The organism is Cupriavidus sp. P-10, from assembly GCF_003402535.2.
In the GTDB taxonomy this organism is placed as follows: Bacteria; Pseudomonadota; Gammaproteobacteria; order Burkholderiales; family Burkholderiaceae; genus Cupriavidus.
Genome location: NZ_AP025170.1, coordinates 3,564,404 through 3,581,259, shown reverse-complemented (window position 1 = coordinate 3,581,259; position 16,856 = coordinate 3,564,404). Strand labels below are relative to the sequence as shown.

Here is a 16,856-nt window from a genome sequence, read left to right as displayed (position 1 = left end):
TCCTGGCCTGCGTGGCATGGGCGCGGTAGCACCGGCGGCGCCCCCCAGTTTTTCGGAGAACTGCCCGCATGGCCACCACCACTCTCGGCGTCAAGCTCGACGACGCCTCGCGCGATCGCCTCAAGCGTGTCGCCCAATCCATCGACCGCACGCCGCACTGGCTGATCAAGCAGGCCATCTTCACCTACCTGGAACAGGTCGAGCGCGGGCACCTGCCGCACGAAACCAGCGCCGCCGGTTCGGCCGACGCCGATGGTGCCGACGCCTCCGACCTGGTCCCGGCCGACGGCGCTCCGCAGCCGTTCCTGGAATTCGCGCAGAGCATCCAGCCACAATCGGTGCTGCGTGCCGCCATCACCTCCGCCTACCGCCGCCCCGAGACGGATTGCGTGCCGGTGCTGCTGGAACAGGCGCGCCTGCCGCAGCAGCAGGCCGAAGCCGCCATCAAGATGGCCAAGACGCTGGCCATGCGGCTGCGCGAGCAGAAGGTCGGCACCGGCCGTGAAGGCCTGGTGCAGGGCCTGATCCAGGAATTCTCGCTGTCGTCGCAGGAAGGCGTGGCGCTGATGTGCCTGGCCGAGGCGTTGCTGCGCATCCCCGACAAGGCCACCCGCGACGCGCTGATCCGCGACAAGATCAGCGGCGCCAACTGGCAGTCGCACCTGGGCCAGAGCCCGTCGCTGTTCGTCAACGCCGCCACCTGGGGCCTGCTGCTGACCGGCAAGCTGGTCGCCACGCATACTGAATCGGGCCTGACCAAGGCACTCACGCGCATTATCGGCAAGGGCGGCGAGCCGCTGATCCGCAAGGGCGTGGACATGGCGATGCGCCTGATGGGCGAGCAGTTCGTCACCGGCGAGACCATCTCCGAGGCGCTCGCCAACGCGCGCAAGTACGAGGCGCAGGGCTTCCGCTACTCCTACGACATGCTCGGCGAAGCGGCCATGACCGAGGACGATGCCGTGCGCTACCTGGCTTCGTACGAGCAGGCCATCCACGCCATCGGCCAGGCCTCGCGCGGCCGCGGCATCTATGAAGGCCCGGGCATCTCGATCAAGCTGTCGGCGCTGCATCCGCGCTACAGCCGCGCCCAGCACGAGCGCGTGATCGGCGAGCTGTACGATCGCCTGAAGTCGCTGACGCTGCTGGCGCGCCAGTACGATATCGGCATCAATATCGACGCCGAGGAAGCCGACCGGCTGGAAATCTCGCTCGACCTGCTCGAACGCCTGTGCTTCGAGCCCGAGCTGGCCGGCTGGAACGGCATTGGCTTCGTGGTGCAGGGCTACCAGAAGCGCTGCCCGTTCGTGATCGACTACCTGATCGACCTGGCCCGCCGCAGCCGCCACCGCCTGATGATCCGCCTGGTCAAGGGCGCGTACTGGGACAGCGAGATCAAGCGCGCCCAGGTGGAAGGGCTGGAGGGATATCCGGTCTACACGCGCAAGGTCTACACCGATGTGTCGTACGTGGCGTGCGCGCGCAAGCTGCTGTCGGTGCCGGACGCGATTTATCCACAGTTCGCGACGCACAACGCGCATACGCTGTCGGCCATCTACCAGATCGCCGGCCACAGCTACTACCCCGGCCAGTATGAGTTCCAGTGCCTGCACGGCATGGGCGAGCCGCTGTACGACCAGGTGGTGGGCCCGACCGCCGACGGCAAGTTCAACCGCCCGTGCCGCATCTACGCGCCGGTCGGCACGCATGAAACGCTGCTGGCCTACCTGGTGCGCCGCCTGCTGGAAAACGGCGCCAACACCTCGTTCGTGAACCGCATTGCCGACGAGACCATCTCGCTTGACGAGCTGGTGGCCGACCCGGTAGCCGTGGTCGAGTCCATGCACCGCGACGAAGGCGGGCTGGGCCTGCCGCATCCGCGCATCCCGTCGCCGCGCACGCTGTACGGCAAGAGCCGTCCCAATTCGGCCGGCATCGACCTGGCCAACGAGCACCGCCTGGCTTCGCTGTCGTCGGCCCTGCTGGCGGGCACCAGCGAGCGCCATGTCGCCGAGCCGATGCTGGGCGCTGCGCCGGTCGCCGATTCGCCGCGCGCGGCCGACGCACTCACCACGCCGGTGCTGAACCCCGCCGACCACCGCGACGTGGTCGGCCAGGTCACCGAAGCCAGCCAGGCCGACGTCGACGCCGCCCTGCAGGCCGCCGTCAATGCCGCGCCGATCTGGCAGGCCACGCCGCCGGACGTGCGCGCCGCCGCGCTGGAACGCGCCGCCGACCTGATGGAAGCCCAGATGCAATCGCTGATGGGCATCATCATGCGCGAGGCCGGCAAGACCTTCTCCAACGCCATCGCCGAAGTGCGCGAGGCGGTGGACTTCCTGCGCTACTACGCCGCCGAGATCCGCCGCGGCTTCGACAATGAGACCCACCGCCCGCTGGGCCCGGTAGTCTGCATCAGCCCGTGGAACTTCCCGCTGGCGATCTTCACCGGCCAGGTGGCCGCGGCGCTTGCCGCCGGCAACCCGGTGCTGGCCAAGCCTGCCGAGCAGACCCCGCTGATCGCCGCCGCCGCAGTAAAGCTGCTGCGCGAAGCCGGCGTGCCGGCCGGCGCGGTGCAGCTGCTGCCGGGCCGCGGCGAGACCGTCGGTGCCGCGCTGGTGGGCGATGCCCGCGTCAAGGGCGTGATGTTCACCGGCTCGACCGAGGTCGCACGCATCCTGCAACGCAATGTCGCCGGCCGCCTCGACGCCGCCGGCCGCCCGATCCCGCTGATCGCCGAGACCGGCGGCCAGAACGCGATGATCGTCGACTCCTCGGCGCTGGCCGAGCAGGTGGTCGGCGACGTGGTCAACTCCGCCTTCGACTCGGCCGGCCAGCGCTGCTCGGCGCTGCGCGTGCTGTGCCTGCAGGAAGACGTGGCCGACCGCGTGCTGGAAATGCTCAAGGGCGCGATGCAGGAACTGACCATGGCCAACCCGGATCGCCTGTCGACCGACGTCGGCCCGGTGATCGACGAAGAGGCGCGCGCAAACATCGCGCGCCATATCGACGCCATGCGCGCCAAGGGCCGCCGCGTCCACCAGGCCGATCCCAACGCCGCGCAGGGCGCCAGCTGCCGTAACGGCACCTTCGTGCCGCCGACGCTGATCGAGCTGGACAGCATCGAGGAACTGAAGCGCGAGGTGTTCGGCCCGGTGCTGCACGTGGTGCGCTTCCCGCGCGCGGCGCTCGACACCATGGTCAGCCAGATCAACGGCACGAACTACGGCCTGACGCTGGGCATCCATACCCGCATCGACGAGACTATCTCGTTTATCGTCAGCCGCGCCCATGTGGGCAACCTGTACGTGAACCGCAATATCGTCGGCGCGGTCGTGGGCGTGCAGCCGTTCGGCGGCGAGGCGCTCTCGGGCACCGGCCCCAAGGCGGGCGGCCCGCTGTACCTGCACCGGCTGCTGTCGGTGTGCCCGCAGGATGCGGTGGCACGCAGCGTGCGCGCGGCCGACGTGACGAACCACGCCGAGACGGTCGGCCCGGACGACGAGGCCGTGCGCGCCGCCGAAGCCTTCCGCAACTGGGCCGGCACCGAGCTGCCCGCGGTGGCGGACGCCTGCGCGCGCTTTGCCGAGGCGACGCCTTCGGGCCTGGCGGTCACGCTGGCCGGCCCCACCGGCGAGCGCAACACCTACACGCTCTTGCCGCGCGAACGCGTGCTGTGCCTGGCCGCGCAGGAAGCCGACCTGGCGCTGCAGCTGGGCGCCGTGCTGACCGTCGGCGCGCACGCCGTGTGGCCGGAAAACCCTGTTGCGCGAGGGCTGTTTGCCCGCCTGCCCAAGGGCGTACAATCGCGCGTCCGCATGGTGGCCGACTGGACTGCCGCGGACATCGCCATCGATGCGGTGCTGCACCACGGCGACTCCGACCAGCTGCGCACGGTGTGCGAGCAGGTGGCTGCGCGCCCCGGGCCGATAATCGGCGTGCAGGGCCTGGCCCAGGGCGAACCGAGCGTGGCGCTCGACCGCCTGCTGATCGAACGCTCGCTGTCGGTCAACACCGCGGCCGCGGGCGGCAATGCAAGTTTGATGACGATCGGCTGAGGCATCCTCGGACGCGCGTCTTGTCGAAGCGCGCACCGGTGGCGGCGATCCTGCCCCGGCGCGCATACCAAGGAGGGCGCGGCACTGCCAGGCCGCGCCTCGAAAAATACGCCGCTCAGGGCGCCATACCGGCACCACCGCGGCACCACCGCGGCACCAGAGCGGTACCAATCGGGACCCAAGGAGATCTGATGAGCTCGACATTCCACAAGACGGCACTGACCGTTGCCCTGACCCTGGCTGGCCTGACCGCCGCCTCCGCCGCGTTCGCGCAGGCACAGGAAATCAAGCTGGGCTACGCCGGCCCGATGACCGGCGGCCAGGCCCAGTATGGCAAGGACATGCAGAACGGCATCGTCCTCGCGATCGAGGACATGAACGCCACCAAGCCCAAGATCGGCGGCAAGGAAGTCAAGTTCGTGCTGGTCTCCGAAGATGACCAGGCCGACCCCAAGACCGGCTCGGTGGTCGCGCAGAAGCTGGTCGACAACGGCATCCAGGGCATGCTCGGCCACTTCAACTCGGGCACGACCATCCCGGCGTCGATGGTCTACAGCCGCGCCGGCATTCCGCAGATCGCCATGGCGACCGCGCCGGAATACACCAAGCAGGGTTTCAAGACCACCTTCCGCATGATGACCTCCGACACCCAGCAGGGTTCGGTGATCGGTGCCTTCGTGGTGAAGAAGCTGGGCGCGAAGAACATCGCCATCGTCGATGACCGCACCGCCTACGGCCAGGGCCTGGCCGACGAGTTCGAGAAGGCCGCCAAGGCCGCCGGCGGCAAGGTCGTGCGCCGCGAGTTCACCAACGACAAGGCGGTGGACTTCAAGGCCGTGCTGACCAACATCAAGCGCAGCAACCCGGACATCATCTTCTACGGCGGCGCCGAGACCCAGTCCGCGCCGATGGCCAAGCAGGTCAAGGAACTGGGCATCAAGGCCCCGCTGGTGTCGGGCGAGATGTCCAAGACCGACAACTTCCTGAAGCTGGCCGGCCCCGCCGCCGAAGGCACCGTGGTGTCGCTGGCCGGCCTGCCGCTGGACCAGATGCCGGGCGGCGCCGCCTACGAGAAGAAGTACGAGAAGCGCTTCGGCTCCAAGGTGCAGACCTACTCGCCGTACTCGTATGATGGCGCCACTGCGCTGATGACCGCGATGGTCAAGGCCGGTTCGGCCGATCCGGCGCGCTACCTGCCGGTGCTGGCCGCGACCAGCATGCAGGGCGTGACCACCAAGACGCTGGCCTATGACGCCCGCGGCGACCTGAAGGACGGCGGCATCACCGTCTACAAGGTGGTGGGCGGCAAGTGGACCGTGCTGGAAACGGTTGGCGGCAAGTAAGCAGAAGCAAGCAGTCATAGCCTCGCCAGGCAAGGCGCCACCCTCGGGTGGCGTTTTGTTTTTTGGTGCAAAGGCTTAACAAAGCGGCTGCCGTGCCGATGGTTGTCCGAATGCGGATCGCCCTCATGGCGCATAATCCCGCACTCGCTTATCAAAATGCAGAAGGAGCAGTACGTGTCCGTGCAGGAAGTCAGCTACGACCACGCCATCGAGCTTGCCAATCGGGGCCGCTTTGCCGAAGCCCTGCAGATCGCCGACCAGCTTGCGCAGGCCCGGCCTGAGGTGGTCGATTTCGTCACGCTGCGCGCGCGGCTGCACTTCGACAACGGCGATGCCGCCGCGGCGCTTGCCGTGCTGGACGAGGCCCTCGCGCGCCTGGACAGCCTGCCGCTGCAGCCGCCGCACCGCTGGGCCTCGCGCGGCGTGATCGCGCACCGCTACGGAGCCATGCTGATGAGCCTGGGACGCGACGCCGAGGCGCGCCCGTGGCTGCACGAGGCCGCGCAGCGCAGCGGCCTGCTGTCGGGCGAATGGCCGGCGCATTTCCACGCCGGGCTGAGCGCGCTGCGCATGAACGACATGGCCGCCGCGGCGCGCTACTGGCATGACCTGATGTTCCGCAACCCCGACCTGGGTGCCGAGGACATCACGCCGCTGGTGCGTGACTACATTGCCCGCGCCGAGGCCGCCGGCGTGCCGGTGGAACCGCTGATGCGCGTTTGCCTGGGGCGCGTGGCGCTGGACAATCCGCACCTGCTGCAGCTTGATGCCGAGGCCGGCGACGCGCTCGCCGCCGACCAGGCCGCCCGCGTGCTGGCCGAGCATCCCGACCACCCCGAGGCGCGCCGGCTGCGCGCGCCGCTGCGTTGGGGCGTGGGCGACACGCAAGGCGCGCTCGACGACCTGACGGTCTACCTGCGCCAGGTGCCCGACCCGCAGGCACAGGTACGCGAACTGGCCTGGCGCCATCAACTGGCCAGGTCCGGCGCGCAGGATGCCGAGCGTGAGCCCTGGCTGCGCTTCGCCATCACCGACAAGTCCGACGACGGCGCCGCCTACTACCGCGCCGCGATGGCCCTGGGCGAGTTCATCGACGAAGTCCCCGCTGCCGAGGCGGCGCTGCGCCCCGCGCTGGTGGCGGCGTGCCGCCACGGCGTGAGGTGCTACGACCAGTACTTCGCCACGGGCCAGGGCGATGCCGCCGGGCACGGCGGCAATGCCGATCCGCACGTGTATTCCTTGCTGTGCCGCCTGCTGGCGCGCAGCCTGCCCGCCGATGCCGCGCACCTGGAAGAACGCATCGCGCTGCACCGCCAGGGCATGGCCGCCAGCGAGTTCATCGACCACTGGATCGACCTGCTCGATTGCCATGCCGGCGCGGGCCAGCATGGCAAGGTGGTCGAGCTGGCTGGCGAAGTGCTCAACCGCTATCCGCTCGAGCGCAACCCGGCCGACGTCACCTGGGCCTTCAGCCGCCTGATCGCGGCGTGGAAAGCCATGGGCGGCGCCGAACCGGCCGAGGCCGCACGGGCCGCGATGGCGCACATGGACGCCCGCCTGGATGCACTGCCGGTCGAGGCACGCAGCGAGGCCGCGCATCCGATGGCGCACGCGCGCGCGCACTTTGCCGCGCTGCTGCAGGCGCAGATGGCGCGCATGGACGAGCATGACCGTGCCGACGCGCTCGCCGAGATCGAGGCCCAGCAGCGCCGCGCGCTGCTGGTCGAGGATGCCTGGCTGTTCAACCGCTTCGGCCTGCTGTGGCGCGAACTGGGCGACACGGAGCGCGCGCTGCCGATGTTCGAGCGGGCGGTCGCGCTGACCGAAGGCGATCCTGAGGACCAGGCCGGTCCGCGAGTGCAGCGCGGACTGGTCCATAACGCCGCGCGGCGCCACGACGCGGCCATGGCAGACTTCACCGCGGCCTTTGCCGTGCGTGACGACTGGGACGCGGAGGTATGCCTGCGTGTGGTGGAGTCGGCGCTCGGGCTGCAGCAGCGCGAGACCGCGCTGGCCTACTTCGACAAGGCACGCGCCCGCGGCGCCGCGCAGGGCGTTACGCGCACTTTGTACGCGCAGGTAGAGACGGCGCTGAAATCAACTCGCCCGCGCTGGAAAGTCTGGGGCGTCTGAAGCGCCTCACGGGCACGCGGCCGCATTGGGTTCCTCGTAAAATGTAAAAAACGCCATCCGGGAGATGGCGTTTTTTACATGAAGTTGACCGAAGTTCTTTGTGCGTTTGGTGCGGTGTCGGACAATCACTGACATGGATTGTGAAGTGCTTACATTACCATGTCGACCATGAACGGACTGAGCCAACTTTTTCCAACACTCCCCCTCGCCCCAGGCGGCCTGTTCTGGGTCGGGCTGGCGCTCGTAGGCGCCGGCCTCGCGGGCGAGGTAAGCCGCCGCTGGCTGCGCTGCCCGCGCATCGTGGGCTATGCCGTCGCGGGGCTGTTCGCCGGCATGCTCGGGCGCGGCATCGTCGACCAGAACATGATCAACCAGACCCGTATCCTGATCGATATGGCGCTGGCACTGGCCCTGTTCGAACTCGGGCACCGGCTGTCGCTCACCTGGTTGCGCGCCAACCGCTGGCTGCTGCTGACCAGCGCCTTCGAAAGCCTGCTCACCTGGGGCCTGGTTGCCGCGGTGCTGCAATGGATCGGCGCCTCGCCGGGCGTGGCGATCCTGGCGGGCGGCATTGCCGTCAGCACCTCGCCCACCATCGTGCTGCAGCTCAAGAATGAACTGCGTGCCGAGGGCCAGGTCACCGAGCGGCTGATGGCAATGGCGGCGCTGAACAGCATCTACGCCGCCGCGATCGTGCAGCTGACCACCGGCTGGCTGCACTCCGAATACGGCAACCTGGGCGCCGCGCTGCTGCACCCGCTCTACCTGCTGGTGGGTTCGTGCCTGCTGGCATGGGTGGTGGGCAAGGTCGGCCACGTGATCTATGAGCGCATGTCGGCCGATGACCACTACAGCTTCCTGGTGCTGGTCGGCCTGGTGCTGTTCACGCTGGCGCTGACCCGGGTACTAAAATTGTCGATGCCGCTGACGCTGCTGCTGGCCGGTGTGGTGTTCAAGCACCAGGACAGCCAGCCGCATGTCTGGCCGCCGCACTTCGGCAGCGCCGGCAGCTTGCTGATTATCGTCATGGTGGTGTCGCTGGGTCTGCCGCTGACCGCGCACGACTGGGCCGTGGGTGGTGCATATGCCGTCGTGCTGGTGCTGCTGCGCCACCTCGCCAAGTTTGCCGGCGTGGTGTCGCTGGGATCGTTTTCGGGCCTGAGCATGCGCCAGTGCATGGCACTGGGGGTGGCGCTGGCGCCGATGTCGGGGCTGGCCTACCTGCTGATGAGTGACGTCGCGCGCATCTACCCCGGCACCGGACAGCCGCTGGCCGCCATCATCCTGTGCGCGCTGGCGATCGAACAACTGCTCGGCCCGGTGATGGCAGCGTGGGCGCTGCGCTTCGCCGGCGAATCGCGGGCTAATGGAGGAGGGCGCTGATGTCGCTCGAACCGTTCAAGCAATCCGAAGCATTGACCTTCGGCGTGGAGCTGGAGCTGCAGCTGGTCAACCGGCACGACTATGACCTGGCGCCGTTCGCGCCCGACCTGCTGCGCGCGCTCAAGGGCGCCGAGCATGCCGGCGACATCAAGCCGGAGATCAGCCCGTCGATGATCGAGATCAGCACGGGCATCTGCCACAGCTACCAGCAGGCGCTGGACGAGCTGACCACCATGCGCGACCTGATGGTGGCGGCCTCGCGCTCGCTCAACCTGGGCATTTCCGGCGGCGGCACGCACCCGTTCATGCAGTGGTCCGACCGCACCATCTCGGACTCGCCGCGCTACCAGTACATCTCCGAGCTGTACGGCTACCTGGCCAAGCAGTTCACCGTGTTCGGCCAGCACGTGCATATCGGCTGCCCGAGCGCGGACGAGTCACTGTTCCTGTTGCACGCCATCGGCCGCTACGTGCCGCACTTCGTCGCGCTGGCGGCGTCGTCGCCGTACGTGCAGGGCGTCGATACCGGCTTTGCCTCGGCGCGGCTGAACTCCGTCGCGGCCTTCCCGATGAGCGGGCGCGCGCCGTTCCTGCTGACGTGGGATGCCTTCACCGCGTACTTCGAGAAGATGCGCAATACGGGCGTGATCGAAAGCATGAAGGACTTCTACTGGGATATCCGGCCCAAGCCGGAATTCGGCACCATCGAAGTCCGCGTGATGGACACGCCGCTGACGGTGCAGCGTGCCTGCGATATCGCCGCCTATATCCAGATGCTGGCGCGCTACCTGCTGCTGTCGCGCCCGTTCATGCCACAGGAAGACGATTACCTGGTGTACACCTTCAACCGCTTCCAGGCGTGCCGCTTCGGGCTGGATGGCGAATACGTGCATCCCAACGAGCTGACGCGCATGCCTGTCGCCGACCACATCCTGTCGATCTGCGATGCGCTGGTGCCGCATGCCGAGGCGCTCGGTTCGCTGCCGGCGCTGGCCAATATCCGCGCGCTGGCCGAGCGCCGCGACGGCGATGCCGAATGGCTGCGCCAGACAGATGCCGACGCGCGCAGCCAGCGCGAGACCGTGCGCAAGGCGTGCGATCGGTGGGCGACTTAACGCCGCCATCCGCTCACTTCACGCCTCGCTTCACTCGTCGCTTCACTCCTCACTTCGCGCCTCAACGTGCCGGAGCGGCGGATGCCGATGCGCGGACCGCACGTGCCCGGCCGCGCACGGCGGATCAGCGGGACGGCGGCGGCGCCAGCAGGAACCCGACCGCATTGCGCCACCACGCTTCGTCGACGTAGCCGGTCCAGTCGTTATGCCCGGCATGGGCGATCACGGCCAGGCGGCGGGGTTCGTCCAGCGCTTCATAGAGCGCCTTGCCGAAGCGCGCCGGCACGATGTTGTCGCGCTCGGCCACCACCACCATAACCGGGCGCCCCAGGCCGGCCAGGTTGGCCACGCTGTCATAGCGGTCGCGCAGCAGCCATCCGGTTGGCAGCCACGCGTAGTGGTGCGAGGCGATGTTCGCCAGCTTGTCCCATGGCGTGAGCAGCAGCACCGCGGCGATGTTCTCGCGCTGGCGCGCGGCGGCGGCAGCGGCGACGCCGGCGCCGAGCGATTCGCCGACCAGCAGCAGCGGGCCGTCGAACTGGCGGCGGGCCAGCGCAATAAGCTGCTCGGCATCGTCGACGAAGCTGCGCTCGCCAAGCGCGCCATCGCGCGGACCATAGCCGGGATATTCGGCCAGGATCACGCGGATACCCAGCCGCGTCAGCACGCTGGCGTAGTAGCCGCGATGGCCGGCGTGCCCGGCATTGCCGTGAAAGACGATGGCGGTCGCGCGCGCAGGCCCATGCGGCTCGGCCAGGAGGCCGCGAAAATCATCCGGGCCCGGCCACGCCCGCAAGCCGGGCACGACCATATCGTCGACCGAGGCCCTGTCGGGAAAGTAGAGAAAGCGATCCTGCAGCATCAGGATGGCTCCAAGCAGCACCACGCCGGCCAGCAGCCAGCGCAGCAGGCGGCGCGACGGCGCGGACCGTGCCGCAGGTGGCGCGGTCGCAGCCATGGCAGGCCGACTAGGCGCCGGCGACCACCGGTTCGCACCGCACTTCGGTCCGGACCGAGTTGGCGATAAAGCAGGCATCGTGCGCGGCATGGTGCAGGCGCTCCAGCTCGTCGCGGGTGGGTTCGCGCGCGCCGGAGAAGGTGACCTGGGGGCGCAAGGTCACCACCGTCATCGCCATCTGGCCCTCGCGGTTCTTTTCCATCACGCCAGTGGCGGCATCGACATAGCGGTCGACGACAAAGCGCTGCTTCGCCGCCAGCGACAGGAACCACAGCATGTGGCAGCTCGACAGCGACGCTATGAACATCTCTTCCGGATCGACCGCGCTGGCATCCGACATCGGCAACGGCACCACATGGGGCGACGACGAACCCGGAACCTCTGCGCCGCCGTCGAAACGCAGTACATGCCTGCGGCTGTAGCGGTTGCCGGAGAAATCCTGCCCGTCGCGTTGCCACAGGACTTCGGCGGTATATACGGACATGCGCTGACTCCTAACGTTGAGAATGCTTCAGGCGCCGTGCGGCACGCTTTCGCCGTCGCGCAGGCCCAGGCGCTGGTTGGCCGGCACCGCGATATCGATCAGCTTGGGCCGCGGCAGGTTCAGGTTGCGCATCATCTCGATGAACTCCTCGCGCGTGCGGCCGGAAACGCGGCTGTTGTGCGCGCGCTCCTGGCCGATGGTGGAGGAGGTCTGGCCCTTGTAGTCGTGCGCGGGGTAGACCCGGGTGTCGTCGGGCAGCGCGAAGAGCTTGCGGGTCAGGCTGTCGTAGAGCGTGCCGGCGTCGCCCGACTGGAAATCGGTGCGGCCGCAGCCGTCGATCAGCAAGGCATCGCCGGTGAAGACGCGGCGCACGATGCCGTCGGGCGTGGGCTCTTCCCACAGGTAGCTCATGCTGCCGGCGGTGTGTCCGGGCGTATGGATCGCGCGCAGCACCTGCTTGCCGAATGCGACAGTGTCGTTATCGATCAGCTGCTTTTGCGCGGGCTTGATATCGCAGCCCGACGGCGCCGCGGTGTGGGCGCCGGTCTGCATGGCGAGATGGCCGGCGGAGGTGATGTGGTCGGCGTGGGCGTGGGTTTCGATGACCCAGGCCAGGTGTGCACCAGTATCCTTCACCAGCGCCAGGTCGCGTTCGAGTTGGTGGTCGACGGGGTCGATCAGCAGCGCGTCGTTCGTTTCCGCGTCGATCAGCAGGTAGGTGAAGGTGGACGAAGTATCGTCAAAGAGCTGGTGGAAGGTCTGCATGGCGGGCCCTCTTGTTCTGCAGTCGGGGAACGCCGCCATGATACGCCGCAATGCATGCCCATTGGGTGCGCAATGTGCGCCTCCTGGCGCCTCTCACATGTTTATGGGAGGTCAGCACTCCACGATATTCACGGCCAGCCCGCCGCGCGCCGTTTCCTTGTATTTCGTCTTCATGTCGGCGCCGGTCTCGCGCATGGTCTTGATCACCGAATCGAGCGATACGTAGTGCGTGCCGTCGCCGCGCAGCGCCATGCGCGCCGCGTTGACGGCCTTGACCGAGGCCATCGCATTGCGCTCGATGCACGGGATCTGCACCAGCCCACCGACCGGGTCGCAGGTCAGGCCGAGGTTGTGCTCCATGCCGATCTCGGCTGCGTTCTCCACTTGCGCCGGGCTGCCGCCCTGTACCGCGGCGAGCGCGCCGGCCGCCATCGAGCAGGCCACGCCGACTTCGCCCTGGCAGCCGACTTCGGCGCCGGAGATCGATGCGTTGAGCTTGTACAGCAGACCGATCGCGCCCGCGGTCAGCAGGAAGTCGACCACGCCCTGCTTGTTCGCGCCCGGCACGAAGCGGTCGTAGTAATGCAGCACCGCGGGAATGATGCCGGCCGCGCCATTGGTCGGCGCGGTCACCACGCGCCCGCCCGCCGCGTTCTCTTCATTGACGGCAATGGCGTACAGGTTGACCCAGTCCATGACCGACAGCGGATCCGACAACGTGCGTTCGGCGCGCTCGGTCAGGCTGCGGAACAGCTCGGGCGCACGCCGCTTGACTTTAAAGGGCCCCGGCAGTTCGCCATCGGTGCGGCAGCCGCGCGCGACGCAGGCCTGCATCACGTCCCAGATATGCAGCAGGCCGTCGAAGACCTCTTGCTCGCTGCGCCAGGTCAGTTCGTTTTCCAGCATCAGGCGCGCGATGCTCTTGCCGCTGGCCTGTGCCATCTCCAGCATGTCCTTGCCGCTGCGGAACGGATGCGGCAATTGCTGCGCGGCGGCAAGCACCTGCGTATTGGGTGCGCCCGCGGTGACCACGAAGCCGCCGCCCACCGACAGGTAGCGCGCTTCGCGCAGGCTGGCGCCGCCGCTGTCGAAGGCATGGAACTTCATGCCGTTGGGATGCTCGGCCAGTGCCTCGCGCCGGTAGAAGGCGATGTGTTCCTTTTCCACGAACGGCACGATATGGCGGCCCAGCAGCGAAAGCTCGCGGCTCTTGCGCAACGCCGCGAGGCGTGTGTCGATGGAATCGGGATCGATGGTGTCGGGCGACTCGCCCATCAGGCCGAGCATCACGCCCTTGTCGGTGCCATGGCCCTTGCCAGTGGCGCCGAGCGAGCCATACAGCTCGACCCGTACGCTGGCCACCTGAGGCAGCAGGCCATCGCGCTCCAGCCCCTGCGCGAACATCAGGGCCGCGCGCATCGGGCCCACGGTATGCGAGCTCGACGGGCCGATGCCCACCTTGAACAGATCGAAGACGCTGACTGCCACGGAATGTCTCCAGCAATGGGGGTGGCCCTGCAGAGGCTCTTGTTAGGCGGTCGAAGTGGCGAAGGCGGGCGCCGCGCAGGCGGGCCCGCTGCCTTGAGCATAGTGCGTGGGCCACCGCGTCGGCGGCGGCCCTTCGGCGTGGCTTAGTCGACCACGTAGTCGCTGACCGGCACGCAGCTGCAGAACAGGTTGCGGTCGCCGTACACGTTGTCGGCACGGCCGACCGGCGGCCAGTACTTCTGCGTGCGCAGCGATGCCACCGGATAAGCGGCTTCCTCGCGCGTGTATTTGTGGGTCCACTCGTCGGCGGTCACCACCGCGGCGGTGTGCGGCGCGTGCTTGAGCGGGTTGTCCTCGCGGTCGAAAGTACCGTCGGCGACGCGGCCGATTTCCTGGCGGATCGCGATCATCGCATCGATAAAGCGGTCCAGCTCGTGCAGCGCCTCGCTCTCGGTCGGCTCGATCATCAGGGTGCCCGGCACCGGGAAGCTCATGGTCGGGGCGTGGAAGCCGTAGTCCATCAGGCGCTTGGCCACGTCTTCGTTGCTGATGCCGGTTTCCTTCTGCAGCGGGCGCACGTCCAGGATGCACTCGTGCGCGACCAGGTCGTGCTGGCCGGTGTACAGCACCGGGTAGTACGGCGCCAGGCGCTTGGCCACGTAGTTGGCCGCCAGGATCGCGTTCTCGGTGGCAGCGGTCAGGCCGGCCGAACCCATCATCGCGACATACATCCACGAGATCGGCAGGATGCTGGCCGAGCCGAATGGTGCCGCCGACACGCCGCCGATGCCGCGGTCGTCACGGCGATAACCGACGCTGTCCTGGTTGGGCAGGAAGTCCGCCAGGTGCGCGCCGACCGCAACGGGGCCCACGCCGGGGCCGCCGCCGCCGTGCGGGATGCAGAAGGTTTTGTGCAGGTTCAGGTGCGACACGTCGCCACCGAACTGGCCCGGGGCGGCGGTGCCGACCATCGCGTTCATGTTGGCGCCGTCGACATAGACCTGGCCGCCGTGCTGGTGCACGATCTCGCAGATCTGCTGCACGCCCTGCTCGAACACGCCGTGCGTGGACGGGTAGGTGATCATGATCGCAGCCAGGTTCTTGCTGTGCTGCCCGGCCTTTTTCGCCAGGTCTTCCAGGTCGACGTTGCCGTTCTCGTCGCAGGCCACCACGACCACCTTCATGCCGGCCATCTGCGCCGACGCCGGGTTGGTGCCGTGTGCCGACGATGGGATCAGGCAGATGTCGCGATGGCTTTCGCCACGGCTGGCGTGATACGCATGGATGATCAGCAGGCCCGCGTACTCGCCCTGCGAGCCGGCGTTGGGCTGCAGGCTGACCGCGGCGTAGCCGGTGGCAGCGCACAGCATGGCTTCGAGCTGGTCGATCATCTCGCGGTAGCCCACGGTCTGGTCCAGCGGCGCGAACGGGTGGATCTGGCTGAACTCGGGCCACGTCACCGGGATCATCTCGCTGGTGGCGTTCAGCTTCATCGTGCACGAGCCCAGCGGGATCATGGTGCGGTCCAGCGCCAGGTCCTTGTCGGCCAGCATGCGCAGGTAGCGCAGCATCTCGTGCTCGGCGTGGTGGGTGTTGAACACCGGGTGCGCCAGGTATTCGCTGGTGCGCGCCAGCTCGGCCGGGAAAGCGTCATTGGTGGCGGCTTCGAGCTTGTCGAAGTCGAGGCCCGCCGGCAGCGGCTTGCCTTGCGTGAAGATCTCCCACAGCGCTACCACGTCGGCGCGGGTGGCGGTCTCGTCCAGCGAGATGCCGACGCGCGTGGCGCCGGCATGGCGCAGGTTGATGCCGCGTGCGGTGGCGGCGGCGTGGATGGCTTCGGTGTTGAAGCCGGTTTCCAGCGTCAGCGTGTCGAAGAAGGTGGCGTTGGTGCGGGCGAAGCCGAGCTGCTCCAGGCCGGCGGCCAGCGTGGCGGCCAGGCGATGCACGCGCTGCGCGATGCGCTTCAGGCCTTGCGGGCCGTGGTACACGGCATACATCGACGCCATCACCGCCAGCAGCACCTGTGCGGTACAGATGTTGGAGGTGGCCTTCTCGCGGCGGATATGCTGTTCGCGCGTCTGCAGCGCCAGGCGATACGCCTTGTTGCCTTGCGCATCGACGGTCACGCCTACCAGGCGGCCCGGCATCGAGCGCTTGAACGCATCCTTCACCGCCATGTAGCCGGCATGCGGGCCGCCAAAGCCCAGCGGCACGCCGAAGCGCTGCGAGTTGCCCACGGCGACATCGGCACCCCATTCGCCCGGCGCCGCGATCAGCGTCAGCGCCAGCAGGTCGGCGGCAGCCACCACCAGGCCGCCGGCGGCGTGCACGGCGTCGGCGATGGCGCGGTAGTCAGCAATGTCGCCATTCACGCCCGGGTACTGCAGCAGCACGCCGAAGGCGCCCGCGGCAGCGGCGTCGGCGGCGGGGCCGACCTTCACTTCAATGCCCAGCGGCAGCGCGCGCGTGCGTACCACTTCCAGCGTCTGCGGCAGGACGTCGTCGGCGACAAAGAAGGTGTTGGAGTCGTGCTTGTTCACGCGCTGCAGCAGCGTCATCGCTTCCGCGGCGGCGGTGCCTTCGTCCAGCATCGACGCGTTGGCGATATCCAGGCCCGTCAGGTCGGTGACCATCTGCTGGAAGTTCAGCATGGCTTCCAGGCGGCCCTGCGAGATTTCCGGCTGGTAGGGCGTGTAGGCGGTATACCAGGCCGGGTTCTCGAAGATATTGCGCAGCACGACCGCGGGCGTGACGGTGTTGTAGTAGCCCTGCCCGATAAAGCTCTTCAGCACGCGGTTCTTGCGCGCCAGGCCGCGCAGCCTGGCCAGCGCGGCTTCTTCGTTCAGCGGCTCGGTGAACTCGCCCATCGGCATGCCGTCGCGGCGGCGGATGGCGGCGGGGATCACGGCGTCGATCAGCGCGGCGCGGCTGTCGTAGCCGAGCACCTTCAGCATGTGCTGCTGTTCGGCGGTATCGGGGCCGATATGGCGGGCGGCGAAGGCGTCGCGCGCCTCCAGTTCGGCCAGCGTGGGCCGGTTACCTTGGGCGGCGTTCATGGGAAGCGGGGCGTTCATTGGCAAGAACCTCGTGGGGAGCGCTGCGGCAGGTGGTCAGCCGTGCCGCGGCGCT

Annotated in this window: 10 protein-coding genes; 5 read left to right on the top strand and 5 right to left on the bottom strand. The window is 68.2% G+C overall.

Features of this window, described 5'->3' with window-relative positions:
* Positions 1 to 68 precede the first annotated feature (68 nt).
* The 5 genes from putA to CTP10_RS16530 all read left to right on the top strand — a co-directional run bounded on the left by putA (position 69) and on the right by CTP10_RS16530 (position 10,032).
* Positions 69 to 4,058: a trifunctional transcriptional regulator/proline dehydrogenase/L-glutamate gamma-semialdehyde dehydrogenase gene (gene putA, locus CTP10_RS16550; RefSeq protein WP_116320007.1), complete on the top strand. Its 3,990-nt coding sequence runs from the start codon at positions 69 to 71 to the stop codon at positions 4,056 to 4,058.
* 191 nt (positions 4,059 to 4,249) lie between these two features.
* Positions 4,250 to 5,401 carry a branched-chain amino acid ABC transporter substrate-binding protein gene (locus tag CTP10_RS16545; protein WP_116320006.1) on the top strand — a complete coding sequence of 384 codons (1,152 nt, stop codon included), beginning with the start codon at positions 4,250 to 4,252 and terminating at the stop codon, positions 5,399 to 5,401.
* Positions 5,402 to 5,575: 174 nt separating this feature from the next.
* A complete protein-coding gene (locus tag CTP10_RS16540) occupies positions 5,576 to 7,534 on the top strand; it encodes a tetratricopeptide repeat protein (RefSeq protein WP_116320139.1) in 1,959 nt (652 codons plus the stop codon).
* Positions 7,535 to 7,693: 159 nt separating this feature from the next.
* Positions 7,694 to 8,917, top strand: a complete 1,224-nt coding sequence (locus tag CTP10_RS16535) for a cation:proton antiporter (protein WP_199414599.1) — start codon at positions 7,694 to 7,696, stop codon at positions 8,915 to 8,917.
* Positions 8,917 to 10,032, top strand: coding sequence for a YbdK family carboxylate-amine ligase (locus CTP10_RS16530; RefSeq protein ID WP_116320005.1), 1,116 nt, complete (start codon positions 8,917 to 8,919; stop codon positions 10,030 to 10,032). Before CTP10_RS16535 ends, CTP10_RS16530 begins: the two co-directional genes overlap by 1 nt.
* A 124-nt stretch (positions 10,033 to 10,156) precedes the next feature.
* Here the strand turns inward: CTP10_RS16530 and CTP10_RS16525 are convergent, their stop codons facing one another.
* From CTP10_RS16525 to gcvP, 5 genes are all read right to left on the bottom strand, one after another.
* Entirely contained in the window at positions 10,157 to 10,990 is an 834-nt protein-coding gene (locus tag CTP10_RS16525; protein ID WP_116320004.1) for an alpha/beta hydrolase, read from the bottom strand.
* Between the two features lie 10 nt (positions 10,991 to 11,000).
* Positions 11,001 to 11,474: an OsmC family protein gene (locus CTP10_RS16520; protein ID WP_116320003.1), complete on the bottom strand. Its 474-nt coding sequence runs from the start codon at positions 11,472 to 11,474 to the stop codon at positions 11,001 to 11,003.
* A 27-nt stretch (positions 11,475 to 11,501) separates the two neighbouring features.
* Entirely contained in the window at positions 11,502 to 12,239 is a 738-nt protein-coding gene (locus tag CTP10_RS16515) for an MBL fold metallo-hydrolase (RefSeq protein ID WP_116320002.1), read from the bottom strand.
* Positions 12,240 to 12,350: 111 nt separating this feature from the next.
* Positions 12,351 to 13,727, bottom strand: coding sequence for an L-serine ammonia-lyase (locus CTP10_RS16510; RefSeq protein WP_116320001.1), 1,377 nt, complete (start codon positions 13,725 to 13,727; stop codon positions 12,351 to 12,353).
* Between the two features lie 143 nt (positions 13,728 to 13,870).
* Complete coding sequence (gene gcvP, locus CTP10_RS16505; RefSeq protein WP_116320000.1) at positions 13,871 to 16,801, bottom strand: aminomethyl-transferring glycine dehydrogenase; 2,931 nt, start codon at positions 16,799 to 16,801, stop codon at positions 13,871 to 13,873.
* Positions 16,802 to 16,856: the final 55 nt, after the last annotated feature.

Excerpts from the sequence above, each read along its gene's own strand:
- putA (WP_116320007.1), top strand. The coding sequence starts at position 69 with ATGGCCACCACCACTCTCGGCGTCAAGCTCGACGACGCCTCGCGCGAT.
- CTP10_RS16545 (WP_116320006.1), top strand. The coding sequence starts at position 4,250 with ATGAGCTCGACATTCCACAAGACGGCACTGACCGTTGCCCTGACCCTG.
- CTP10_RS16535 (WP_199414599.1), top strand. The coding sequence starts at position 7,694 with ATGTCGACCATGAACGGACTGAGCCAACTTTTTCCAACACTCCCCCTC.
- CTP10_RS16530 (WP_116320005.1), top strand. The coding sequence starts at position 8,917 with ATGTCGCTCGAACCGTTCAAGCAATCCGAAGCATTGACCTTCGGCGTG.
- CTP10_RS16525 (WP_116320004.1), bottom strand. The coding sequence starts at position 10,990 with ATGGCTGCGACCGCGCCACCTGCGGCACGGTCCGCGCCGTCGCGCCGC.
- CTP10_RS16520 (WP_116320003.1), bottom strand. The coding sequence starts at position 11,474 with ATGTCCGTATATACCGCCGAAGTCCTGTGGCAACGCGACGGGCAGGAT.
- CTP10_RS16515 (WP_116320002.1), bottom strand. The coding sequence starts at position 12,239 with ATGCAGACCTTCCACCAGCTCTTTGACGATACTTCGTCCACCTTCACC.
- gcvP (WP_116320000.1), bottom strand. The coding sequence starts at position 16,801 with ATGAACGCCCCGCTTCCCATGAACGCCGCCCAAGGTAACCGGCCCACG.